Origin of the sequence: Bradyrhizobium sp. HKCCYLRH2060 (genome assembly GCF_051168135.1) — a bacterium.
Lineage (GTDB): Bacteria > Pseudomonadota > Alphaproteobacteria > Rhizobiales > Xanthobacteraceae > Bradyrhizobium.
In genome coordinates, this window is the sequence record NZ_JBNPUK010000003.1 from 343,382 (window position 1) to 366,899 (window position 23,518).

At 64.3% G+C, this 23,518-nt stretch carries 17 protein-coding genes; 6 read left to right on the plus strand and 11 right to left on the minus strand.

Going from position 1 to position 23,518, the window contains the following annotated elements:
- Positions 1 to 187 precede the first annotated feature (187 nt).
- From ACQR10_RS09340 to ACQR10_RS09375, 8 genes are all read right to left on the minus strand, one after another.
- Positions 188 to 2,296, minus strand: a complete 2,109-nt coding sequence (locus ACQR10_RS09340) for a TIGR04372 family glycosyltransferase (protein ID WP_316218681.1) — start codon at positions 2,294 to 2,296, stop codon at positions 188 to 190.
- Complete coding sequence (locus tag ACQR10_RS09345) at positions 2,293 to 3,360, minus strand: glycosyltransferase family 2 protein (protein WP_316218682.1); 1,068 nt, start codon at positions 3,358 to 3,360, stop codon at positions 2,293 to 2,295. The genes ACQR10_RS09340 and ACQR10_RS09345 overlap by 4 nt, the downstream gene beginning before the upstream one ends.
- A gap of 43 nt (positions 3,361 to 3,403) precedes the next feature.
- Positions 3,404 to 4,153, minus strand: a complete 750-nt coding sequence (locus ACQR10_RS09350; protein WP_315805277.1) for an ABC transporter ATP-binding protein — start codon at positions 4,151 to 4,153, stop codon at positions 3,404 to 3,406.
- Between the two features lie 33 nt (positions 4,154 to 4,186).
- The gene (locus tag ACQR10_RS09355) at positions 4,187 to 5,029 is read right to left on the minus strand and encodes an ABC transporter permease (protein ID WP_315805278.1); all 843 of its coding nucleotides are present in this window, start codon (positions 5,027 to 5,029) and stop codon (positions 4,187 to 4,189) included.
- 148 nt (positions 5,030 to 5,177) lie between these two features.
- Entirely contained in the window at positions 5,178 to 6,443 is a 1,266-nt protein-coding gene (locus tag ACQR10_RS09360; protein ID WP_316183372.1) for a class I SAM-dependent methyltransferase, read from the minus strand.
- Positions 6,444 to 6,512: 69 nt separating this feature from the next.
- Positions 6,513 to 7,253: an SDR family NAD(P)-dependent oxidoreductase gene (locus ACQR10_RS09365; protein ID WP_316218683.1), complete on the minus strand. Its 741-nt coding sequence runs from the start codon at positions 7,251 to 7,253 to the stop codon at positions 6,513 to 6,515.
- The gene (locus ACQR10_RS09370) at positions 7,250 to 7,786 is read right to left on the minus strand and encodes a WbuC family cupin fold metalloprotein (RefSeq protein WP_315805281.1); all 537 of its coding nucleotides are present in this window, start codon (positions 7,784 to 7,786) and stop codon (positions 7,250 to 7,252) included. The genes ACQR10_RS09365 and ACQR10_RS09370 overlap by 4 nt, the downstream gene beginning before the upstream one ends.
- Positions 7,783 to 8,988, minus strand: coding sequence for a methyltransferase domain-containing protein (locus ACQR10_RS09375; protein ID WP_316218684.1), 1,206 nt, complete (start codon positions 8,986 to 8,988; stop codon positions 7,783 to 7,785). Before ACQR10_RS09375 ends, ACQR10_RS09370 begins: the two co-directional genes overlap by 4 nt.
- A 379-nt stretch (positions 8,989 to 9,367) precedes the next feature.
- On the opposite strand from ACQR10_RS09375, the gene ACQR10_RS09380 reads away from it, so the two are divergent.
- Both ACQR10_RS09380 and ACQR10_RS09385 read left to right on the plus strand, forming a co-directional pair.
- Positions 9,368 to 9,637, plus strand: a complete 270-nt coding sequence (locus ACQR10_RS09380; RefSeq protein WP_244440752.1) for a hypothetical protein — start codon at positions 9,368 to 9,370, stop codon at positions 9,635 to 9,637.
- A 153-nt stretch (positions 9,638 to 9,790) separates the two neighbouring features.
- On the plus strand, positions 9,791 to 11,839 hold the full coding sequence (locus ACQR10_RS09385; RefSeq protein ID WP_316218685.1) for a TIGR04372 family glycosyltransferase: 2,049 nt from the start codon (positions 9,791 to 9,793) through the stop codon (positions 11,837 to 11,839).
- A 147-nt stretch (positions 11,840 to 11,986) separates the two neighbouring features.
- On the opposite strand, the gene ACQR10_RS09390 is transcribed toward ACQR10_RS09385, so the two are convergent.
- Positions 11,987 to 14,125, minus strand: coding sequence for a TIGR04372 family glycosyltransferase (locus ACQR10_RS09390; protein ID WP_316218686.1), 2,139 nt, complete (start codon positions 14,123 to 14,125; stop codon positions 11,987 to 11,989).
- Positions 14,126 to 14,663: 538 nt separating this feature from the next.
- On the opposite strand from ACQR10_RS09390, the gene ACQR10_RS09395 reads away from it, so the two are divergent.
- From ACQR10_RS09395 to ACQR10_RS09405, 3 genes are read left to right on the plus strand one after another with little or no spacing between them, the layout of a single operon-like run.
- Entirely contained in the window at positions 14,664 to 16,622 is a 1,959-nt protein-coding gene (locus ACQR10_RS09395) for an acyltransferase family protein (RefSeq protein ID WP_316218687.1), read from the plus strand.
- 27 nt (positions 16,623 to 16,649) lie between these two features.
- Positions 16,650 to 17,729 carry a hypothetical protein gene (locus tag ACQR10_RS09400; RefSeq protein WP_316218688.1) on the plus strand — a complete coding sequence of 360 codons (1,080 nt, stop codon included), beginning with the start codon at positions 16,650 to 16,652 and terminating at the stop codon, positions 17,727 to 17,729.
- Positions 17,707 to 19,686, plus strand: coding sequence for an acyltransferase family protein (locus ACQR10_RS09405; RefSeq protein WP_316218689.1), 1,980 nt, complete (start codon positions 17,707 to 17,709; stop codon positions 19,684 to 19,686). The genes ACQR10_RS09400 and ACQR10_RS09405 overlap by 23 nt, the downstream gene beginning before the upstream one ends.
- Before the next feature lie 5 nt (positions 19,687 to 19,691).
- On the opposite strand, the gene ACQR10_RS09410 is transcribed toward ACQR10_RS09405, so the two are convergent.
- Positions 19,692 to 20,666, minus strand: coding sequence for a TylF/MycF/NovP-related O-methyltransferase (locus ACQR10_RS09410; protein ID WP_316218690.1), 975 nt, complete (start codon positions 20,664 to 20,666; stop codon positions 19,692 to 19,694).
- Between the two features lie 297 nt (positions 20,667 to 20,963).
- On the opposite strand from ACQR10_RS09410, the gene ACQR10_RS09415 reads away from it, so the two are divergent.
- Positions 20,964 to 22,109 (plus strand): TylF/MycF/NovP-related O-methyltransferase, encoded by a 1,146-nt coding sequence (locus tag ACQR10_RS09415; protein ID WP_316218691.1) that lies wholly within the window; start codon positions 20,964 to 20,966, stop codon positions 22,107 to 22,109.
- Positions 22,110 to 22,130: 21 nt separating this feature from the next.
- Here the strand turns inward: ACQR10_RS09415 and ACQR10_RS09420 are convergent, their stop codons facing one another.
- The gene (locus ACQR10_RS09420; protein ID WP_316218692.1) at positions 22,131 to 23,078 is read right to left on the minus strand and encodes a TylF/MycF/NovP-related O-methyltransferase; all 948 of its coding nucleotides are present in this window, start codon (positions 23,076 to 23,078) and stop codon (positions 22,131 to 22,133) included.
- Between the last annotated feature and the right edge of the window lie 440 nt (positions 23,079 to 23,518).

A 23,518-nucleotide genomic window follows, 5' to 3' on the forward strand; every position in this document is an offset into this window, starting at 1 on the left:
TCAGTTCCGGCTCATCGCGTGAGGGCGCATGGCTCGACCGTATCGACACGCTGCCGAGTCGAATCGTGACCGTCCCAAGTTACAGGGCAACGATCTTGCTCGGAGGTTAATGGGCGTTCCGAAGCCCCGGAAAACGACCGGCGATGGCTGTCGCGGGCGTTCATCGAACCGAGGTTCGCTTACGCGTTCAATCCAGCAGCTCGGGCAGGCGGTCCAGGAACGCAGGGACCGGTAGTGCAGCACCGAAATTATAGGGGTTGCCGCTGAGCGCGGCGCGATAGCGATCGAGCTGTGGCCCGCCCTCACGCAGGGGCCGGCCGATCCCGTCCAGGCAATCGAGCTTGTAGCGGACGGCTGCCGTGATGTCCTGCGCGGTATTCGGGTGAATTTCGAGCCCGTGGCGCGCCAGCACGGCGGTGTCGATCAGCAGTGCCTGCAGCGGCTGGCGATAGGTCTCGCGCAGCGAGAGGTAGCGCCGCGCGCGCCGGTCATAGACCGGGCGCACGGCGAAGTCGGTGCGCTCATGCCAGAACTGGCAGTCGTTGGAGATGCAGTTGACGAGCAGCATCGGCGTTCCCAGCGCCTGCACGGCCGTGGTCAGGCCCGATGTCGTGCCGACGAACAGGCGAGCGGCGGCGCAAAGATAGAGGTCCATCTCCGCCGACTTGATGTCGCTGTGGGCGTAGTCGAAGACGCCTGCCATGCCGCGCAGCGGCGTCATGCTGCGATCGCCGAGCCTGACCACGGCGCCGCCGCGTGCGGTGATCGCGGCGATGGCGTCGAGGTAGTCGCCGACATTGGCGGAGCGATGCTGGCGCGTGGTGCCGGGTCCGTCGCCGTGATAGCCGCCTTCGCGGATGTGCATCGCGACGAACCAGTCGGCGGTGACACCGGCGGCACGCAGCCTGGCCGTTCCGGTTTGCATCAGCTCCGACGGGACCTTCACGATCGGCAGCCGCTGCTGTTCGGCCCAGGCGACCTGCGCGCGCGACGCTGCGTGAGCCCACGGCTCGGCGATGCCGTCCTTGCCCCGGACGGCGATGAACTGGTCGCCGACCAGCCGCTGATAGGGCAGCAGATCGTCGACGAGAGCGGGGTCTTCGATGATCGTGACATGCTGATCGAACAGCCTGAGGAATGGCTGGTTGACAACCTTGCTTGCCGGGGCAAGCAGCACGTAGTTGGCGCGCGGCAGCATGCCGAGCGCGGCCATGCGCAAATGGCAGTCGATGAAGCCGACGTGGCCGATCAGCGTCACCCATTCGTAGCCGAGCAGCCGGACCGGGAGCGCGGGATCGAAGATGCTGCCGGCGCCGGCAATGCGCGCGATCAGCGCGTCGGGAATCGACCATTTGGCTGCCAAGGAATCCTGGTGGTCGAGTGCGGCCTGATAGCTGCGGAACGTGTCCTCGTAGCGCCCCTGGTGATAGAAGTTCTCGCCGAGCTGGATCAAATTGTCGTAGATCAGGAGCTCGCCGGCATGCTCCAGCTCCCAGGTGCTCGGCGTATAGGTCGATGGATCGTAGCCGCCGGCATAGTTCTGGTGCGCCATCACCGAGCGGGGATCGCGCGCGACCGACGCCTTGAAGCACGCGGCGGCCTGAACGTGGTCGCCGGCCAGGGCATGGACGGCGCCGAGCTTGCGCAGCGCGTTGCCGTCGCCCGAGGCCGCGGCCGCCGTCAGGAAATGCGCCGCGACTGGAAGATTGCCGCGATACATGTGGGCGACGCCGGCCGCGAAATTGATCGCGAAGCTGTCGATTGTCTCCGGCCGCGGCACCTCGCGCACGATGCGGTCATAGGCGCTGCACAGTGCCAGCGTCGTGAAATAGGCCTGCGCGCCCACACCGGCTCTGGCGCGCACATTGCTGCGGAAGATCAGGTTCAAGATCCGCACCGCACGCAGCGCGCTCGGCTTGCGGCTGGCGGCGAGGTGAATCTGCGCTGCCGCGGCCAGCGTGGTCGAGGCCGTCAGCGCCAGCAAACGGCCGAGGCGCGATCCCTTTGCCAATTGCCGGTCCATCAGCCGGAGCAGCGTCGCACCGGCCGGCGCGACGATCAGCCTGCTGTCGACGATGTTCGCGGCGCGGGTGGTCAGCGGCAGCAATTGCCGGCGCCGCGCACTCAGGAACGCATAGAGGCGAAACGCGGATGCCGTCAGCCACGTCCGCGGCGACCAGCGGCCTCGCGGCGTCTGCGGCGACGGTTGCTCGGCCGGCACGGCGCGAGTCGGCGCAGGAACAGCCTTGGCGCCGAGGCGGCGACGGAGAGAGCCGAAGGGGGCGCGGGCCGTCATGGCGCGCGATAGCCGGAGGTGGCGGACAAGATCGCGCGCCGGGCGGCGGTCTGGGCAAGCAGGCGCGTCAGCGACATCGGCCGCGTCCGGAGCGTGACCCAAGCCAGCGCGGCCAGGCGGCCGACGGCCCCGAAGCTCAGCATCACCCGAAGCAGGTGCGTGTCGAGCGCGTTGCCATCCAGCAAGGCGGATACGCGCGCAGCCTTGGCCGACGGCATCGTTTCACCGCCGAGTACCATCCGCGCCGCGCCGAAGCGATTGCGCCGGGCGAATAGATCGCCATAGCCTTCGGGGAACAACTTGCTCTGCGCAATCAGCGCGCCGATGTCGGCGAGCTTGGCGTTGAGCGAAGCCGGATCGGTCGCCGTCGCCGTCGAATAGTTCTGGCCGTGGATGCGCCAGTAGCCGAGCGCCTCGGCGATGAAGCAGCAGCCATAGGTCAAGGCCAGCCGCCGGGCGAGAAAGGCATCGGAGAACGAGCCGAGCTTGACGTCGAATCCGCCGAGCGCCTGCAAGGCGGTCAGGCGATAGAGCGAGGTGGTGCCGGAAAAGTAGTTGTCGCCAAAGCGCAGCGCCTCGCGAAGGTCGGCCGGCGCCAGCATCGCCGAGGTCGACGCGGGCAGCATTGCCGGCCGCAGCATCCGTCTTGCGGACGGCCCCTGAGGGCCGATGATCTCGCAGCAGGCGAAGACCAGGCCGGCTTCAGGATGGTTGGCGGCCTGCGCCATCGCCTTTTCGAGATAGGTCGGATGCAGCGCGTCGTCGGCCCCGAGAAAGCCGATCCATTCGGTGTCCGCGATCGCCAGCGCCTCGTTCTGACCGCGCACGACGCCCTGGTTGGTCTCGTGGCGGATCAGCCGCCAGCTCGGCCGGTCCGCCACGAAGCGCGAAATGACCGCGATGCTGTCATCGGTCGAGCAGTCGTCGATGATGAGGACGCGGTCTGGGGCGCGGGTCTGGCTGGCGATGCTGCCGAGCGACTCGGGCAGGTAGCGGGCATGGTTGAAGTTCGGGACGACCAGCGTGACGGTCGGCAAGGTTACTGGGCGGGTCGTCGTAGTCATGGCTCAGCGAACGTCATGGCACATCATCCCCGATGCCTGTCTCTCACGGCTTCGGGAGTTCCTTGACAACGTCGTCCAGGGCGCCGAAGGCCCGCACGCGGCCGCCATCAAGATAGAGCCCGAGATTGCAGGTGTCGCGCAGCAGGCCGTGATCATGCGAGGCGAGCACGACGATTCCCGAGCGGTTCGTGATCTCCTGCAGCCGGCCGTGGGTCTTCTTGCGGAACTGCGCGTCACCGACCGCGATCCACTCGTCCATCAGGATGATGTCGCCGTGAATCGAGGCGGCGATCGAGAACACCAGGCGCAGCAGCATGCCGGAGGAATAGGTCCGGATCGGCAGCTCCAGATAGTCGCCGAGCTCGGCGAATTCGGCGATCTCCGGCACGCGCTGCTCGATCTCCTCGGGCGAGAGCCCGAGGATGAGGCCGCGGGTGCGGATGTTCTCGTAGCCCGAAGCCTCTTCGTCCATGCCGAGACCGATGTCGAACATCGGAACGTTCCGCCCCACGGTCCGCAGCGATCCGCTCGTCGGCTCGTAGATGCCGGCGAGCACGCGGATCAGCGTGGTCTTGCCGGCGCCGTTGTGGCCGAGCAGGCCGAGCCGGTCGCCCTGCTTCAGGGTGAAGCTGATGTCATCGAGCGCCTGGACGAACTGGAACGAGCCGTCGCTCTTCGAGACCCGGCCGCCGACGCGTGAGGCCGCCTTGATGGCCAGATGCCGGAACGATCGTGCGTTCGGCGGTGCGACCGGAAATTCGATACCGATTTGCTTGGCTTCAATGAGAGTCATTCGAGGCGGATCCAGAGGTCTCCGGCCATGATGTCAGGCCCAATACACGACGCGCGACCGATAGCGCGTGTAGATATAGATCATGGCGGCGGTCAGGACCGCGACCGATCCAATGGCACCGGCCCAGGTCGCAAGGCCGGGAACGTCGCCCATCAGCGGACCACGCGTGACCGCCAGCAGATAGGCGATCGGATTGAGCGTGACGATCAACTCGCCGCCGCGAATGCTCGACGGCTCCCAAATGATCGGAGAGATGAAGAACAAGAGCTGCAGCACGGCCGCCATGACGGGCGGCACGTCGCGATAGCGCACGCAGATCATCGAGACGATCACCGAGGCGCTGACGACGAAGACGTAGACGATCATCAGGCCGAGGATGGCGAGCACCATTCCGAATCCGACCGACCATGGATAGACGAGCCAGATGAACGGGATCACCGCGATGTTGTGCAGGAAGATGATCAGGTTGCGCTGAACCATGCGCATGACATGGATCAGGATCGGCATGTCGACGGCCTTGATCATGCCGCCTGCATTGATCATCGTGTAGCAGGCTTCGCTGAGCGAGGACGAGATGAAGCTCCAGATGGTCATGCTGACCATGAAGTGGGGCAGGTAGGTCTTCATGTCGGCGCCGAGGAAGCGGCCGGCCACCGTGCCCATGATCAGTGCGGTGATCGCATTGGTGGCCGTGATCCACCACGGGCCCAGCATGGTGCGGCGGTATTTCGATCGGATGTCACCGGCCGCGAGCGCACGCCAGGTGACGTGACGGGTGATGAACGGCGCGATGTCCTCGCGGCAGCGCGCCCAGGAGATGCGGCGCCGATCCGCAACCACGAACCGCTCGACCTGTCCATCGGTCAGGGTGGTCATCCTTCTACCTCGCGAGAGCCGTAAGTATTTGGCTTACCAGCCGAAAGCGGTTGGACGTCCGTCACGCCCGGGGGCCAATCGCCGGGGCTTGCTGGACCATGTTACGCGGGCACTGTCAACCGGTCAGCTTGAGGCCGCCGCCGCGGGCTCAGATCGCGACCGAGCCCGAGGCGTCGACGATCCGCGGCTCCGGCAGCGGCACCAGGAAGCGGCCGCCGGCGTCCAGGTAAGCCTGGTTGCGCTTCAGGATCGGCTCCGCATAGATCCAGGCGAGAATCACGACGATGTCGGGCTTGCGCGTCGCGAGCTCGCTGGACGGCAGCACAGGGATGTGGGCGCCCGGGCTGAAGCGGCCGTGCTTGAGCTGGTTGTCGTCGACGATGAACTTGATCCGGCCCTCCAGCTCGAAATGGTAGAGCAGGGTGGTGGTGGTGGTCGAGGCGCCGTAGGCCGCGACCAGCTTGCCCGCGGCGATGGCCTGGTCGAGCGTGGCGAGCACCCGGCGCTTGCAGTTTTCGATGGCGACGAACCAGTCGCGGTAGATCTGCGGCTTGGTCACCCCGCGCCGCTCCTCCTCGGCGATCAGTTTCGACAGCTCCGCCGAGCGCGGCCGCTTGCCGGTCGATTTCGGCTGCGCAAAAGCTCGGATCGAGCCGCCCTTGGTGCCGGTGCGTTCGACGTGGAACAGCGTCATGTCGTGCCGGTTCAGGAAGGTCTCGAGCGGGATCAGCGCGTGATGCGAGACGTGCTCATGGTAGATCGTGTCGAACACCATGTTGTCGATCATGTCGACGATGTAGGAGACCTCGAACACAAAGGCGCCGTCGTCGGCGAGCAGCAGACGGATGCCCTTCACGACGTCGGACATGTTGTCGATATGCGCGAACACGTTGTTGGCGCAGAACAGCTTGGCCTCGCCCTGTTCAGCCTTGATGCGGGCCGCCAGCGCGCTGGTGAAGAAATCCGGGATCGTCGGCACGCCTTCCTTGGTGGCGGTCGCCGCGATGTCGCGGGCTGGGTCGATGCCCTGCACGCGCATGCCCTCGTTCTTGAATGCCTTGAGCAGCGAGCCGTCGTTGCTGCCCATCTCGGCGACCAGACTGCCCTTGGGGATGCCGAGCGAGGACACCACCGATTGCGCATAGCGCTTGAAGTGCTCGACGAGGCCGAGCGAGACCGAGGTGCGATAGGTGTAGTCGCGAAACAGGATGTCGGGATCGACGACGTCGAGATTCTGCAGATGGCCGCAGTCGAGGCAGAGATAGCAGTCGAGCGGGTAGAGATCCTGCTTCTCGCTCAGCCGGTCGGCCGTCACGAATGCGTCGCCGATCGCCGAAGGCCTGATCGGCAGCACGTGATCGAGCGAGGTCGAGCCGCACAGGCGGCAATCGGTCTTGTGCTTGACGTGCTGCATGAGGTGTCGATCCTGGGTTGGCGATCCCGCAGGCGGGATGGTCGGCCGAAGAGGAATTTGCGGCGGGTTTTACAGGCCGGCGAAGCTCTTGGCGACCTCTTCTTGCCAGACTGTGGACACTCCGCCATCCAGGAACAGGCTCTGCCCGTTGATGAACGACGCGCGCGGGCTGCAGAGGAAGTCGAGGGCGTCGGCGCATTCCTCGGCCGTCCCGAGCCGGCCCAGCGGGACCAGCTTCCGGTAGGTCTCCATCAGCTTCTCGTTCTGTTCATAGAAGATGCGCGATTCGCGCTTCAGGTAGGTCAGCGGCATGATCGCGTTCACGCGGATGCCGCGCCGGCCGAGCGTTGCGGCGTAATGCCGGACCATCGCATTGAGGCCGCCCTTCACGGCATGGTAGCCGACCGGCTGCGAGGAGCCGACGAATTCGGCGTAGACCGAGCTGACCACGCCGATGGCGCGGTCGCCATCGCCAGCGAAATGGCCGGAAAAGCCCTCGATCAGGTCGCGCGAGGCGGTCAGGCCGACCTGGATCTCGCCGGCCCAGGGATCGCCCTGGCCGCGAAAGCGCTGGCTCAGGACGAGGTAGCGGACCGGGCCGGAGGCCTCGGCGATCTCTCGCCAGAGCCCGGCAAAGCTCTCGCTGCGCTCGAGATCGGCGGAAAAATGCTTCAGGCCGGGCTGATCGGGAAAATCGGCCGGGCGCTGCCGCGACACGACGCTGACGGCGCAGCCGCGCGCCAGGAAGCGTTCGACGACCACGCGGCCGAGGCCGCGGCTGCCGCCGACCACGACGGCATGGTCGGTCATGCCGCGACGCCCTGCCGTGCGGCGACACGCCGGACGAGATCAGCCTGGTAGGCTGCGGCCTTGGCGGTGTCGCTGTCCTCGGGCGCGAAGTCGGCGAACACGCTGGCGCCGGGGCGGAACGGGCCGTTGGTGATCTCGTGCACGATCAGGAGGTCGCTGCGGATGATCAGGGTGTGGAAGAACGCGTTCGACATCCGGTAGTAGAACGGCCGCGCACCGCCCGGCGGCCCCAATTCGACGACACGCTCGATCTGGCCGTCGTCGTCGAACACCACGATATCGACCTCGCCCTCGATGATGTGGAAGGCCTCGCTCTTGCCCGGGTGCTTGTGCGGACGGATGTAGGAGCTGGAATCGATCGCGATGATCATTTCATGCAGGCTGTCATCGCCGTCCGGATGGGCGTTGATGCGGGCCCGCCGCTTCGGGCTGGCCTTCACCGCGGCTTTCAGGGTGTTGATCTCGGCAGCGCCCACCGATGAAATGGGGCCCTCGGCCAGGAAGACCTCGGGGGATTTCTGGACGAGCGTCATGCGTGATCCCTCATGATCGAATTGTCGAGCGCGGCGTAGATCGAGCGGAATTCCACGCCCCTGGCGGCGAGCGGCGCGAGCTTCTCGCGCACCTTGCCTTCGATGTGAGGTGCCACGGCAAACAGGCAGGTGGTGATCTGCCCGCCAGCCAGCAGGCGATCCGACCCTACCACGGGGACGGCGAAACCCGGTGGAAAAAAGCCCGCTTTGTCGCGGTCGTCATCGACGGCAAGCGCGAACATGTCGGCCACGCCGAAGGCGTTGGCGAACATGATGGCGTGATGTCCGATGCCGAACAGAGCGATTCGATCCCCGTCCGGCCCGGCGAGCGTCGCCAGCTTCCCGCGTAACCGCGCCCGGGTGGGAGCAAAATCGTCACGATAGGCTTGGAACAGGCTGGAAGATCCCCGCGGTGAGGCCGCTGCCGGAGAGCCGTCCGCGGGCGTCAGGACGGTCGCCAGCGCATCCTCCAGGGCCCCCGGATAGCGCAGCAGGGCCAGAACGCGATAGCCGCTCTCCTCGGCCAGACGACGCAGTGTTTCCTCGACGAAATAGCAGCTGTGCTCTTCCCATAGGAAACAGTAGTCGCGCGCCGCAAGGAATTTGCTGCTGTCGGGGACCTCGATCAGCAGAAGGCCTTGGGGCGAAAGCAGGGTCTTGAGAGCTTGCAAGGCGTCGACAGGTGCTGACGTGTGCTCGATGAGATAGCGGCAGGAGACGATGTCGAACGTTCCGAGCGAGGCGGCAGGGGCCGCGAGATCCGCCGCGTTGAGGCGGGCCTGCCAGGTTTCAAGATAGGGATGGCGCCCCCCGCAACCCTTCTCCTGCAGATCGAGCGACTCGATCTGCAGACCTCGCCCAGCCAGGCGGGTGAGAAGCGGCTGCTCGAAGGGGCCTGTGCCCAGCGCGCGCCCCGCAAGCGGTCTGAACGAGACGAGTCGTTCGACCAGCGCATCGAGGTGACCTTCCGGTTCGCGGTACCTGATCCACGGCACGGCCGGAGCAACGATCTCGGGAGGCGGAGCCTCACGGAGCTGAACAAGTCGGCAAGCTTCGCATTCGACGATGTCGAGCGCCCATGAGTGATCGACGCGGCCGTCACGCGTGAAGCGGTTGCAGACTGGGAGGACGCCGAGCGTGAGAGGCTGCGTCGTGATCGGCTGGCCGCATAACCGGCAGCCGGACGAGGATCTGGTGGGCATTGGTTCGGCTGGACCGCGAAAGGATATTGCCATTCGGAAGGAGCCGCAATAGCAGTGCAGTTGCGAACAATACAACGTAAAATGTTCAGCTTGCAACAGATGCGCGAGGGGCCAACGGTCGCGGATGCCTGGCTCGCGGATGCTTAGCTATTGGCAAACTCCATGCCGGAGCTTGCTATTGCGGTCGTTTTCTGGATACCAGATTCGGAATCGCGCCCGGATGTACTCATCGTCGAACTGGTCAGAAAGCTGCGAACCTTCCTGATCAATTTGCCTGGTCGTCACGGCGAGATGCTACATCCGATGCTCAGGGGCTCTTGGCGGCTGTTCTTCCGCCATACGATTTGGGATTGGAAAAAGGGGCACGTGCGTGAAAAACATGTTTCTGACGCTCCGGACGATCCTGCGGATCGTCTGTGTGAGCACGGTCTACTTCTGTATTTTTCTCGCGCTCGGCGCCGGATTCCTCTACTCCTTGCTGGCGGGGCTGACGGCTTTCGTTTTCCTCGCGGTCGGACTGGGACGGGTTGTGCTCGAGCAGCTGGCGCTGTGGTCCACGATTCTGTTCGTTGTTGACAAATCGGGGTTGTTGCCGATCACCCAATGGCTGCATGGGGTCATTGCGATCATCAGTCGCGGGTTGACTTGACGGTCCGGCTGAGATGTTGCCTACGCGTGTAGCTATGATTCGGTCGTCTTGGACGTCCTACGCGATGACCTTCCTCGATCTTGATTGTTCCCATGCATCCGCGGAACCGCGAACGGGTTTGAGGGGTTCAAGGGGGCGGAGGGCGGTTGGCCGATGCAGCGTTTCAAGGCGTCACTAGGTGTGCTGAGTCCGATGCGCAGATCCGGTATGTTCCAGCCGCCGCCCAGGCAACGCGACCTGCTGGCCGGAATTGCACGCCTTCGAGAATTGACCTTGCTCCAGCCGCAGCGTGCGGCGCGCGCCCTCATCGCAGCAGCAGGCCGGATTCTGGGTTGGCTGCCGCCTCGCCTAGCCTTTCTGATCCTGCTGTTTTCGGAGATTGGACAACTTCGCGGGCGGCGTCTGCTCGAAAGGGCCTATCAGGTCCATGCGGCTGCATTGCTGGCGAAGAATCCGGGCCAGCAATTCTCCGGACAGCTCAGGTGGTACTTTCCGATCGAGGTCGCGGAACTTCTGCTTCGGATCGGTGCTGATCGCGAAGCCTATGATCTCATCGTTCAGGATGGGCTCGTTCAATATTCGCCCGCGCTGACCAACATGATGATCCGGTCGCTGTTCGAACTCGGCGAGTTCGACAAGGCGCATTGGCTGGCATCGCAGCGGCCTCTGCGAGCGGGATCGGAAGCGGAGTGTCATCTCGCTTTCTTCAAGGGGCTGCTCGATATCATCGCGGGAGATGAGGCCGGCGCGATCGAAAGCATGTCGATTGCATGCCGCGGCTTCCCCGGCTACTTGCGTCCGCATCAAAACATGGCTTCGCGCCCGGCGCTGAGTTATGAGCCCAACCCGCTCGACTTCGCCTGCGGTGCGGCGGGCAGGCTCCATGATCTCTGCAATTTCGCCGGCCAGCGAGTCACTCACGTGGGTCGGGGCGATCTCGGGATTGGATTGTTCACGCGCGCGCTGGCCGCGCAGGAAGATTTGCGCGGCCAAGGTTCGCCGGCGGTCTCGGCAGAGGTCAGCCATCTGCTTGGCCGGCTGAACATTCCCCTCGACCAATTGCGGATCCTTCCCGAGGAGTGGTCGACCCAGATCGGTCATCTCGGAATGCTCGACATCCTGTTTCGAATGCGCGAGCTGGGGTGGTGGTCGGGAAAGCCACTGATGGTCGTGCGTTTGAACCTCGTCGCCAACAAGCCGTTCATCCGGCTGTTCGAGAGATTTGCCGATATCGTCGTTATCGGGGAGACGGTCTCCGAAGCCGTGGGCGAAGAATTGCTGTCCCTGCAGCGCTGGTACGGCATGAACTTCAACGTCTTTCGGCTGCCGAACGGTGAGGTGGTGCCGTGGCAGGACGCCGGCGCGCTTGCAATCACGCAGTGGGAGCTGGAAGGTCGGGGCCATCCGTTGCGAGACGAGTATGATCGGATCTATGGGGCAAAGCTGCAGGTGCAGCACGATTTCTGGCGGATGCGCAAAGCCTGGGGGATGAAGCCGGACGATTGGTATGTCTGCCTGCATACGCGTGATGCCTCCCACTATTCGGAGACGGACGGCACCGGCCAGACCCATCGCAATTCGCCGATCGGAACGTATCTCGACGCAATCCGCGCGATCACGTCCAGGGGCGGCTGGGTCATCAGGCTCGGCGGTCCGAACTCGCCGGCGCTGCCATGCCTCGAGCGCGCGATCGACTATCCGCTCAGCCCATTCCGCTCCGAACTGATGGACATTTGTCTCATTCGGAACGCCCGGATGTTCATCGGCACCACCTCCGGGCTGACGAACGCCGCGATCAGTCTGGGCATTCCAACCGCGCTGCTGAACTGCATCACGACGGACCAGCAGTTGTGGAGCAGTGACGTCCGCTTCGCACTGAAGCCGGTGCGCCTTGCCAACGGAACCATCCTGACCCAGGCGCAGCTCACCTCCAGTCCGTGGCGCTGGCGCCTGTTCGATGCCGGTGTTCTGAGCCGCAGCGGAGCTCAGCCGGAGAACAACACGTCGGACGAGATCCAGGCCGTCGCAGAGGAAGTGCTCGATCTTGCGTCCCGATGCCCGAGGAGCGCCGAGCCACAACTCCTGGCGCGGTGGAAGAGACAGCTTTCGGCATCACACTATTATGGCGCGGGCAGCATCAGCGCCTACTACCTTGCCAAGTACGAGAATGAATTTCTGGCGCCGGACAAGGTCTCGAACTGACGGATTTCGGCGAGCGCTCTCGCATCGATATCTTCGATCCCTTGCGGAACCAGGCCGCGTTCTCACACAGACGTCGATGTCGAGCTCTCAGGCCAAATCCTGTCGTGGAAAGGTGCTGGCCGTCACGAGATGTCGATCACGTCGAACTCATTCGCCCCTCAGCAGGTCGCTCGCGTACTTCTCCAGAAAATACCGGCTTGGCCGCGAACTGCCGAAGAAGCCCGGCACCTGGACGTGACGTTCCCAGCTGCCGTCCACGCCAGGCGCGGGTCCTTTCCGCAGGGGATCGGAGATTTCGAGCACCTCGCGCACGGTTTCCAGAATTTCGTCGGAACTGCTTTCGCTCACGACGAGCTCGGCGCGCGCCACGGATTCATGGGTCGGATAAGCCCAACGATACCGTTCCGAGGTCCATTCGCTCAATGACAGCATCCGGCCATCGGCCCTGTGCACGGGCTTCAGCGCAAAGCGGGTGTCCCTCGACCACAACAGCCCGATCGAACTCAACGCATTCACCATGGCGGTCGGAATGCCGAAGCTGCTTGCCACGTAGGCAAAGCCGGAAGTGGTCCCGATGAACATGCGCGCACGACGCATCAAATGAATGTCCATCTCCGGAAACGCATCGTCGCTGCGGGCATAGTCCACCACACGTTCCATTTGCGGGAACGGGGGCACCTTGCCACCGCCCATCCGGATAACCCAGCCGCCGCATCCGGTGATGTGACGGACCGCATCGAGATAGCTCGCCAGCGACGCGTTGCGGATGGATTCGCCGACGCCGTCGGTATCATTGCGGGTCTGGGCGTCCCGCACGTGCAGGCAGACGAACCAGTCGCTGTCCGCCATGCCCCATCTGCGACGGTAGTCCTGGTAGGTCAGCTCGATGCGGTTGTCGGCGAGCAGCCGGCGGTCGTAGATGTCGCGCAGCGGAAAGGTTCGCCGCCGGCTTTCCCACCGCTTGAGCGCCAGTGACCCCGCATCGTTCCAGTACACCGCACGCCCGTCCTCGAAGCGGAAGGCCTGGTGGGAATCGCCGATGAAGGGCGTGAGGCTGGCGAGCTCGTGCCACACGCCGGTGCTGACGTTCTCGCCCAGAGTGAGCGTCGGACAGATGTCGGAGAACAGCGACAGGAACGGCTTGTTGGCGATCCGGTCCTTGTAGGCCAGCAGCAGCGGCTGGCCCTGCCACCACCCCATCTCGCGCATCATCAGATGAACGTTGAGGTGGCCATTATGGCCGATCAGCGCGCTCCAGTCCGGAGAGAGCAGCTTGACTTCCGACAGATCGGTGTCGAGCTTCTTGAGAAGGGCCTTGAGCTGAGGGCTGGGAGCGGGAAGGTGGCGGCGCAGGCGCTTCTGTGTCTCCGTCAGCTTGGTGTAGACCTGGGGAACGTGGAACCCCTCGCCGCTGTGGTATGTCGTCAGCAGAAGGTTGCGATAGGCGTAGAACAGGTTGATCTCGGACAACACCTTGCGCTGCGGATGTTCGGCGGGAAACCGTTCCCAATATTGGCCGCGGTCCTCGCGTGTGGCGAGGATATCGTCGTAGCGGGCAAGGTCCAGCTCAGTGACCAGGGTCTCGATCAGTTCCTTGTCGCAGAAGTATTCGTGGACGTAGCGGTCGAGAGGGGCTTCGAGCGGCACGGGATCGCCGTCTCTGCGCGCATCGTATTGTCGTCCTTCGAAGGACCTCTGTTCATAACGGAAGTTCCGATGCTCCAGCATGACGTTGATCAGTTCGGCAAACCGACGCAGGTCCCGGGGGCGAAGGGCGATCCAATCGATCGTGTGGGCCTGCGCCAGCAACTCCATGAAATAGCCGGACGTCAGCTTGTTCGTCAGCCTGCCAATTGCCTCCATGAACTCATCGTCGACCCGTCCCCAGTCGATGTTGGGAAACAGCTGGAGAGCATGCTTGTCCTTTTCGCACATCAGAAGGAAGAGGATCAGCTCGTTGCAGTATTGATCCGAACGGGGACTGGCGAGCACCCATCTCATTTCCTTGTCCAGATCGGGTCCGCAGAAATAGCGAAACTGCCGGTCGAACTCATTTCGATGTGCATAGCGGTGAAAAACGAGTGCGACCATGAATGCCTGTTGGAACGGCAACAGCGCAAAGATCAGGTCCTTGAGGGATTCGGCCCGCTCGCCGACGACGTTGAGGTACCAGCTGATCGCCTTTACGCCACGCTCAGCCAGGCTCGATTTCAGTGATCGGATCATGCCCTGCCGGCGTGGCGCGGGTTGGCCGGCCGGATCTGGATGGATGGACTCGAAGGACATTCTGGAGCCCCATGCCCGACCGCGACGGCTGCGCAGCTGATGACCATACTGCTCTTCGAATATAGCGCTATCCCGCCGGCCGCAAGCCGTCGCCGGCGGCGCTGCGCCGGTTGCGAGAGGCGGGCGGAATGTAGAACAGCCTCGAATGATCAGAGGTGGTGATCTCGGTTCGTTCGATGTCCTCGCTCTTGTCAATGGACCGGCCGGCAGATAGCCTTTGCCGGCATTTTCGTGAGTGGTCGTCGATCCGGATGCGTTTCGCAGATCGCGGATCTCGCAAAGGCGACGCCGCCATCGATGCGAGGCGGATCGTACGCAGAGGGGATGGCGAGGGTGTCCTGAAGACCGTCGAGGTCGTGTGGACCAACAAGAGACCGGCCCTGTCGCCAGCGCGCTGCATGACATCGGGACGGTTGAGGAGGTCCCGGGAAAAACGTGTGAATATCTCCGAATTTGTCGGCAGCCGGCGGCCTTGTTGCTACGTCCTTTGGACCGATTCAGCTTTTCTGCCGAAGCTGTCCTGGAGCGCCCCGAGCCGATGAACTTTGTCCAGCCGAACCTTGCCCTCGATGAGGCCCGCGCGACGCCCCTCGGTTATCGCAAGGATATCGACGGCCTGCGCGCGGTCGCCGTGCTGCCCGTTCTGCTCTATCATGCATTTCCGAAGGCCGTTCCCGGCGGCTTCTACGGCGTCGACATCTTCTTCGTCATCTCCGGCTACCTGATCACCGGCATCATCCACAAGCAGATGCTGTCGGGCAGGTTCAGCGTCGCCGACTTCTATGCACGCCGCATCCGCCGCATCTTTCCCGCGCTGATCACGGTCGTGCTCGTCACCTTCCTGATCGCGTGGTTCGTGCTGCCGCCACGGGAGCTGAAGTCGCTCGGCACCAACATCGCCGGCGGCGCGATCTTCATCCAGAACTTCATTCTGCTCGGCCAGGTCGGCTATTTCGATCTCGCCGCTGACAAGAAACCGCTGCTGCATCTCTGGTCGCTGGCGATCGAGGAGCAGTACTACGTGGTCTGGCCGCTGCTTCTGATGCTGATCGGCGCGTGGCGGCGCAAGAGCCTTGCGATCACCTTGGCATTGGCCGCCGCCTCGTTCATCGCCTGCATCGTCGTGCAAACGCGGGCGCCGGATCATGCGTTCTATCTTCCGGTCACCCGGGCCTGGGAGCTGATGGCCGGTTCGGCGCTCGCCTTGTGGGCCGGTGGCCGGGCCATCGGCAATGAGCCAGGGCCGGCGGCGTCCATCGGTCGCGAGATCATCGCCGTGGCTGCGTTGCTGGCGATCGTGGCGGCGTTCTGGCTCTACGATCGCAAGCTGCCGCACCCGGGCTTCCTCACGCTGGTCCCGGTGCTGGCAGCCGCGGCGCTGATCGGGACGAGCGGCACGCTGGTCCATCGTCATGTGCTCGGCGCGCGCCCCGCCGTCTTCGTCGGCCTGATCAGCTATCCGCTCTATCTCTGGCACTATCCGCTGATGGCCTATGCGCGGATCCATTTCGTGGACGGCGTCGCACCTTCGGTGATGTGGGGCATCGTGATCGCCAGCGTCGTGCTGGCCTGGTTGACCTATCGCTTCATCGAGCGGCCGATCCGATTCGGGCGGAACTGGGTCCCTCTCAAGGTCGGTGCCCTGGTGGGCAGCATGGCCGCACTGGGGATCGTGGGACTGGTCGCCGATCGGACCAACGGATTGCCAATCCGGATTCCGCAGAGCCTGCGCGGCTTCATGCTCGACGGCAGCGAAACGGCGCGCTTCTGGCGGGCGGACAAGTGCCTGCTGAAGCCGGACCAGAGCGCCGCCGATTTTGCGGCAGAATGCGCCGGCACCGGTCGCCATCCGCTGGTTCTCGCCTGGGGCGATTCCTATGCGGCCTCGCTCTATCCGGGCCTTGCTCATTTCGCTTCCGAGCGGGGATTTGACGTTGCTGAATTCACCGCCTCGGCGTGTCCTCCGCTCCTCGGCTTCGTCCATCCCGAGCGGCGGTTCTGCAAGGGCGCGAACGATTTCGTCATTCAGAAGATCGCCGAGCTGAAGCCGGATCTGGTCCTTCTCTATTCGACCTGGAGTTATGGTCCGGACGATATTCGCAGCGGGCTCGACAGAACCGTCCCGGCATTGAGGGAGCTCAAGGTCCCGAGAATCGTCCTGCTGGGACCGCCGGCGAGCTGGCTCGGGGAAAGCTTGCCGGCGAACCTGCTGGACTACTACTTCCAGACCCATTCTCTGCTGCCGGCGCGTACCAAGTTCCGGTCGAACGAGAATTGGACGCGGGTGCAGGACGAATTCCTGGAGGCGCAGGCGCAGCGCGTGGGGATTCAGTACATCTCGGCGCGGCGCATCATGTGCAACGAGGACGGTTGCCTCGCGCGCATCGGCCCCGACGGATCGGAACTGACGGCCTATGACCTCGGCCATCTGACCTATCCCGGCTCCATCTTCGTGGCCAAGCAGGTACTGGACGCCGTGCCTGGCTTCGACAAATAGACACGCTGTCCGAGCCTCGGGGTCACCATGGATCGTCGGACGGAGCAGGCCGGTTTCGCCGGAGCGGAAGTCGGGAAGGGTTGCCCTGACGGCCGCCGCTATCTGGGCTGCCTGCTCGGTGTGACGGCCTTGATGCTGGGGGGCCTCTGCCTCGTGCTGGCCGCGCGGGGCGGCGACCATTTCAGCGCGATCAGCAGGCCCGGCGACGCGGCGTGGTACCGCGACTTCGGTGGCGACGGCGTCACCGAGATCCAGGATCAGGATCTGTTCTTTCACGCCATCGGCCGTTCGATCGAGCATGCGCGGCAGGCCGACATCATCATCCTCGGCTCCTCGCTGGTGTCGTTCGCAATCGACCAGAGCGTCGTTCGCGAGCGCCTCGAACAGACCCATGGGCTGAAGTTCTACAACATGGCGTTCGTCGGGGTCGCGAGCGGCGAGTTCGCGCGGCAGGTCGCCCGCAAGCATCATCTTCATCCGCGCCTCTGGATCGTGAATGCCGATGACGGTGGCGGTGGCGGCAGTTTCTTCCACCGCAACCTGACCCGCTCCTTCGGCGCCGACGTCCGTCCCATCCCGAGCGTCAGGCTGAGCCGCTTCGGTGCCTATTACGAGGTGATCCGGCGCAATCTGCGCTGGCGGTTCGAGGACGCGACGCGCGATGTGCGCCGGTCCTTCGCTCCTCCGAGGGTGGGTGCCATACCGGCTTTCGAGCGCGATGATCGGACCGGCGCAGCCGATATGCGCGGGTTTCCGCGCTTCCTCGCCGAGGGCAACCCTGGCGTGAAGATGACACGCGATCCGGACTGCCACAGCACGCCGGACGTCATTACCAATGCGCGCGAGTTGGTGCAGTCGCTCGGAGCGCCCGTCGTGCTCACTCTGGTGCCGAATTTCCACGGCTGTCGGACCCAGGTGCGCGAAATAGCGGACGCGATCGGCGTCGAGACGGCGATGCCGGCGCGGACCGATTATTCGAGCTGGGACGGCGGCGGCCATCTCGATCGCAAAGGCGCCGGCGACTTCACCAATGACCTTGTCAGCGCTCTGGAGACGACCAGCGCGTTCCAACGGATGCGCGAGAATGACGATCGCCGGCAGCGTTGACCACCGAACCGCTGGCAGCGTCTCGTCGCCGCAGTCGAGCACGGCGCCCGCGTTGACGTACCGGCCAGACATCGACGGGCTGCGTGCGATCGCGGTGATCGCCGTGCTCGTCTATCACGCCTTCCCGCAGCTGCTGCCCGGCGGCTTTGCGGGCGTCGACGTCTTCTTCGTGATCTCGGGCTATCTGATCACGGGCATCATCGACCGCCAGTGCGCGGACAAGAGCTTCAGCTTCACGATGTTCTACGCCCGCCGCATCCTGCGGATATTCCCGGCCCTGATCGTAGTGGTGCTGACGACGTTCCTGATCGCGTGGTTCGTGCTGCCGGTGGCCCAGATGGAAGCACTCGGCTCCGACATCACGGGCGCGGCAGCGTTCATTGAGAATTTCATGCTGCACGAGCAGATCGTCGGATATTTCGATCCGGCCGCCGAGCGTCTTCCGCTGCTCCATTTGTGGTCGCTCGGCATCGAGGAGCAATACTACATCCTATGGCCGGCCACCTTCGTGCTGATCGCCCGCTGGCCGTCGCACAAGGTGGCGATCGTCGCAGCGCTGGGTCTCGGCTCGCTCGTGGTCTGCCTGGCGACCCCTGCCGCGCAGGAGGCCTGGGCCTTCTACGCGCCGACCACGCGAGGCTGGGAGCTGCTGGCGGGATCGCTCCTGGCGGTCTGGTTGCGGCAGCATTCCATCCTTCGAACGAGGGCGGTGAGCGGAAGCCTGCTCGCCGCGATCGCGGCGGCAGGTCTCTTCGCGGCATTCTTCAGTTTCAGCGGTGCCTCGCCCTGGCCGGGCGTCCGGACCATCATTGTCGTGATGTCCGCCATGCTCTTGATCGCAACCGGCGACACGCTGTTTCACCGGATGTTGCGCTGGGCTCCGCTGGTCTTCGTCGGTCTCATCAGCTACGCGCTGTATCTCTGGCACTATCCGCTCCTCGTCTTCACCAGGCTGCATTTCGCCGGCGCGGCCCCGGAATGGGCGCTGTTCGCGGTGCTTGGGCTCAGCGCCGTGCTGGCCTGGGTCACGTGGCGTTCCATCGAGCGGCCGCTCAGGTTCGGAGCGGCCCCGGTCGCATGGCGGGTCGGGCCGTTGCTGGCCGCCATGACCATGGTGGGGGCGGTCGGCATCACTGCGACCACCACGCGCGGATTGCCGGTTCGGTTCGCCCCGGAGATCAGGGGATTCATGCTCTCGGGCAGCGAGACGACGTCGCACTGGCGCCGTGGCCGCTGTCTGCTGATCCTGCAACCCGCATCCGAGTTCGGCGCCGACTGCGCGGGGCAGGGAGGCCGGCCGCTGTTGCTGATCTGGGGCGACTCCTACGGGGCCGCGCTGTATCCGGGGCTGCTGCACTTCTCGCCGGAGCGCGGCTACGACGTCGCCCAGTACACGGCCTCCGCCTGCCCGCCGCTGATCGGCTACACGCTCGCCGCGCGCCCATTCTGCAAGAGCATCAACGATGACGTCGCGCAGCGGATCGGCCATCTCCGGCCGGACCTGGTCATCCTCGATGCCACCTGGGGACATGCAGAAGCCGTGCTGCGCGAGGATTTGCCGCGCACCGTGGCGGAGCTCCGGGCGACCGGCATTGGCCGGATCGTGGTGATGGGCCCCCCGCCAAGCTGGCAAGGTATCGGCCTGTCTCACAACGTGCTGGACTACTACCGTCAGACCGGGAAGATATTGCCGGAGCGAACGTGGTTTCGTTCCAGCGACGAGTGGACGCGCGGCCGCGAAATGCTGCTTCGCGCGCTCGCCGGCGAACTCGGGGTGGACTACATCTCGGTGCGCGACATCTTCTGCAACGACGAGGGCTGCCTCAGCCGGATCGGTCCCAGCGGGTCTCAATTGACGGCCTTCGATGCCGCGCATCTCACGGTGCCCGGCTCCATCTTCCTGGCGAGCCACACCCTCGACCGCCTGCTCAATTTGTCCCGGCAGCCGTCTCGCTGAGCCGGCTATTCCGGATCGGCCGGGATGCCGCGATAGGAGTGGATGATGAAGCGCTTTCCTGCGACCGAGTAGTCGCCGCAGTCACTGGCTTCAATATCGAACTCTGCGACCAGTTCACGCCAGGCTCGGCGTTCGCCCGTGCTTGGAAGCGCGCGATTGGCATTCCAATCGTCGAACAGAAGCACCGCGCCCGTCGAGACCATCCCGCGCTGGAACAACGGCGCCAGAGCGTCCATCGTCGATTGATAGAGATCGCCGTCGAAATGGATCAGCGCAAAGCGCGTCTCCGGCGGCAGTGTCTTGACAGTGTCTGCAAACCAGCCGTCATAGATCTCGAACCGATGGGGTGGGATGATCCTGCCGATCCGCTCGCGCAGCTCCGGTGCGGCCAGCACTTTGCATCCGCCCTTCGCCCACGCCCCGGAGACCACATGGGGAGATGTCATGTCCACAGGGGAGGTGATTTCCGGCAGTCCCTCGAAGCTGTCGAACAATCTCAGAACGCGAAAGGGATTCTCGCCGGATGCGCTCTTGCTCAGCGGCTGACGCTGCAGGTCGAAGACCATCGACGTGGCAAGAGTCTTCGCGGTGAAGCCTCCCATGGTGCCGAACTCGGCGACGTCGCCATAGACATGTGACCCGTTGACATACTGCACGCAGAGCGTCAGCATCTTTGCGATTTCCTGTGCCGCAACGATGAGAACGTCTTCGTAGGTATAGTAGGAGTCCGGCGAAGGAAGCTGGCGAAGCTTGTATCTCTCGAGTGCGATGTCCTGTATCGGCCGGCCATCCTCGCTCGGAAGTGGAGCCGGGGCAGCGATCGCAGGCGGGGACGACATGCTCGTCCCAGGCTCCTGTTGGGCGCCATACGGCCAAGGCAATGGGGGCTCGGACATGATTGCGCGCTTGACCGAACGCAGCCAGTAAAGCGCCGCCGGCGAGAGCGCATTGGCGAGCCCATTCTTCAACGGGGTAAGCATTCAAATATCTCCGACGCGGTGTCACCCAGGCGCCATGCGACCTCGAAAGAAGCGGTCATCAAGACCGTTTCGGCCCGGCTATCCCGCTTAACGTTCCCGCGATGGCTGTGCAAGGAAAAGGTCGGCCGGCGACGCCGAGCAGTTCCGTGCCCGCGAGCGCATCATCTCGAAGGGAACAGCGTTGGACGTCGATCTATCAGTGAGCACAACCGACTTCTACACGGTCCGGGCGTTGGACAACGCGTCAGGGACCTGCCACAACTCATAGGCTCTGTGCGTCGATGTTGGGGATGGCAGGTGGGACTGATCACGGCCGGGAAAGGCGTCACCAACCAGATGTTACGAGCGGTTGGTTTGCAGTTGGTGCGAACCGAGACGATCGACCGGTTGGCGGCAGCTCAACGCGCCACCGCGTCCGAAGCGCCTCCTTCCGGGGGACCGGAGCCGATCGCCGCCGAGGTGCCGGCCGATGCCGACCCGGTTGCCGAGCAGGCGGAGGCCGCTTTTCAGAGCAGTGTTGAAGCCCACACGTTTCGCATGATGCCACGCGATGGTGAGCCGGTCGAGACGGTCAGCCGGGCGTATCTCACGACGCTGCAGCGTGAATCGGCCGCGCTGCGGGTCCAGGGCGACGAACTCGTGCGCCTGCGTCGCACGGTCGAATTGCTGACGGCGGGCGGATCGGCCGCGCAGCATGCGTCGACGCCGTCCGGGCCGCAGGCGGAGCCGGCAGGGGACGGCATCTACGTGCCGATCTACGATTTCGACGGCCTGCGGAACGACCCCTATATCGTCCACAACCACGACTTCATGCGGGATCCACGCTTCGTCGCCGCCTACAAGCGGGCCGTTCAGGCAACTGTCATCGACCATCGCTATTACTGGCGCGTGCACGTGGCGTTGTGGTGTGCCGGTCTGGCGCTGCGATTGCCGGGAGACTTCGTCGAATGCGGCGTCTGGAAGGGGCTGCTGAGCACCGCCATTGCGTCCTATTACGATTGGAATCGCGTCGGCAAGAAGTTCTTCCTGTTCGACACGTTCAGAGGTGTCGACGAAACGCAATTGGCGGACGAAGAACTGATCAACATCCCGCATTTCCGCATTGGCTACGGTGAGGACATCTACGACCACGTCGTCAGGAATTTCTCGGAGTTCAAGGACGTCGTGATTGTCCGCGGCAGCGTTCCGGAGACGCTGGCCAGCGTCGACATCGGCAGGGTTGCCTACCTCTCCATCGATATGAACAATGCGGCCCCGGAGATCGCTGCCGTGACCTACTTCTGGGACAGGCTGTTGCCCGGCGCGCCGATCCTGCTCGATGACTACGGGTTCGTGCGCTACGAGGCCCAGAAGGAAGCGTTCGACAAGTTTGCAGCGGAGCGCGGTGTCGCCATCCTGGCGCTCCCGACCGGGCAGGGCCTGATGATCAAGCCCTATTCCTGAGGCACGGCGGGGGAGGCCGGCTCAGGCCTCCCGCGGCTTCATGCCGCGATAGGAATGGACGATGAACTTCGTGCCTTGAATGGAGTAGTCGCCTGAGTGGCTGGCGACGATGTCGAAGCGGCTGACGAGGTCGGCCCAGGCCTTGCGTTCGCCGGCCTCGGGGTCGGCCTCGTTGCAGTTCCAGTCGTCGAAGCAGAGCACGGCGCCCTTCGAGATCAAGCCGCGTTCGAAGCACGGCACCAGCGCGTCCATGGTCGACGAATACAGGTCGCCGTCGAAATGGATCAGCGCAAAGCGCGTATCGTCCGGGAGCAGCTTCACCGTGTCGGCGAACCAGCCCTCATAGATCTCGACCCGGCTCGGCGGAATGATCGCCTCGACCATGGTCCGCAGATCGGCGGCGCTGAGAATCCGGCAGCCGCCCTTCGACCAGGTGCCCGATTTCACATGCTGCGACTCGAGGTCGACCTGCGCGGTGATTTCCGGCAGGCCCTCGAAGCTGTCGAACAGGCGCAGCTTGCGCAGCGGCTGGTTCGGCTGATAGCGCGGGTCGAACACCATCGCGTTCGCCAGGGTGCGCGCGGTGAAGCCGCCCATGGTGCCGAATTCGGCGATGTCGCCTTTGACGTCGGCGCTGTTGATGTACATCGTGCTCAAGGTCAGCGTCCGCGCGATCTCCTTGGCGGGCAGGATCAGGACGTCGTCGACGTCGAAGAACAAATACGGCGCGCTGATCTTGTGGGCGTCGAGCCGCTCCAGGGCTTCGGTCTGCCGCGTCCGCGGCTCCGACGGTGCTTCGACGACCGGCGCGGGGGCCGGTTGAGGCGCCGGTTCGGGCTGCGGCTCCGCAGCGGCCTGCGGCCGTTCGGGGGGCGGCTGCCCCATCAGCGCGCGCTTGATCGAGCGCAGCTTGAACAGCGTCTGGGGGGGCAGGCCTTCGGCAATCGCCACCTTCAATGATTTCGTCATGACAGCCCCGTTCCCCGCCGCTCGCGATGTTCGCCGCCAATTTATAGATACATTTTGCAGAGATCGCAAAAGCGGCATGCGGGCTCTGCACTCGTTTTGCGTGGGTGTCGGCCGGCGAGGCGGCGCTGGTGGCCGAACTGGTCCTGCGTGCGCGTACACGACGAATTGGCCCGCATCTTCAGGTGCATCACCCCTGTCCAGTCCCGCCAGGAAAAATATTCTTCTTTCGTTTTATCGGAAAATGTGGTTCTCTCTTGTCATCCCGCCTCATGCAGAGGGACGTACGCGTCGTCACGATACGTGGAGGTGGGCTGCGATGGACGTGAGGGCTGCGCCAGACGAGCGCTGGCCGGCGCGGACGGCGAAGTCGTGTGGTCCTGGCCTCTCGACGCTGAGGTCTGCGCAACGTGCCTTAAGGCGCGTTGTCGCAAATGGGGGCA

Bases quoted from the DNA above. Each gene is read 5' to 3' on its own strand.
- ACQR10_RS09340 (WP_316218681.1), bottom strand. From the start codon at position 2,296: ATGACGGCCCGCGCCCCCTTCGGCTCTCTCCGTCGCCGCCTCGGCGCC.
- ACQR10_RS09345 (WP_316218682.1), bottom strand. From the start codon at position 3,360: ATGACTACGACGACCCGCCCAGTAACCTTGCCGACCGTCACGCTGGTC.
- ACQR10_RS09350 (WP_315805277.1), bottom strand. From the start codon at position 4,153: ATGACTCTCATTGAAGCCAAGCAAATCGGTATCGAATTTCCGGTCGCA.
- ACQR10_RS09355 (WP_315805278.1), bottom strand. From the start codon at position 5,029: ATGACCACCCTGACCGATGGACAGGTCGAGCGGTTCGTGGTTGCGGAT.
- ACQR10_RS09360 (WP_316183372.1), bottom strand. From the start codon at position 6,443: ATGCAGCACGTCAAGCACAAGACCGATTGCCGCCTGTGCGGCTCGACC.
- ACQR10_RS09365 (WP_316218683.1), bottom strand. From the start codon at position 7,253: ATGACCGACCATGCCGTCGTGGTCGGCGGCAGCCGCGGCCTCGGCCGC.
- ACQR10_RS09370 (WP_315805281.1), bottom strand. From the start codon at position 7,786: ATGACGCTCGTCCAGAAATCCCCCGAGGTCTTCCTGGCCGAGGGCCCC.
- ACQR10_RS09375 (WP_316218684.1), bottom strand. From the start codon at position 8,988: ATGCCCACCAGATCCTCGTCCGGCTGCCGGTTATGCGGCCAGCCGATC.
- ACQR10_RS09380 (WP_244440752.1), top strand. From the start codon at position 9,368: ATGTTTCTGACGCTCCGGACGATCCTGCGGATCGTCTGTGTGAGCACG.
- ACQR10_RS09385 (WP_316218685.1), top strand. From the start codon at position 9,791: ATGCAGCGTTTCAAGGCGTCACTAGGTGTGCTGAGTCCGATGCGCAGA.
- ACQR10_RS09390 (WP_316218686.1), bottom strand. From the start codon at position 14,125: ATGTCCTTCGAGTCCATCCATCCAGATCCGGCCGGCCAACCCGCGCCA.
- ACQR10_RS09395 (WP_316218687.1), top strand. From the start codon at position 14,664: ATGAACTTTGTCCAGCCGAACCTTGCCCTCGATGAGGCCCGCGCGACG.
- ACQR10_RS09400 (WP_316218688.1), top strand. From the start codon at position 16,650: ATGGATCGTCGGACGGAGCAGGCCGGTTTCGCCGGAGCGGAAGTCGGG.
- ACQR10_RS09405 (WP_316218689.1), top strand. From the start codon at position 17,707: ATGACGATCGCCGGCAGCGTTGACCACCGAACCGCTGGCAGCGTCTCG.
- ACQR10_RS09410 (WP_316218690.1), bottom strand. From the start codon at position 20,666: ATGCTTACCCCGTTGAAGAATGGGCTCGCCAATGCGCTCTCGCCGGCG.
- ACQR10_RS09420 (WP_316218692.1), bottom strand. From the start codon at position 23,078: ATGACGAAATCATTGAAGGTGGCGATTGCCGAAGGCCTGCCCCCCCAG.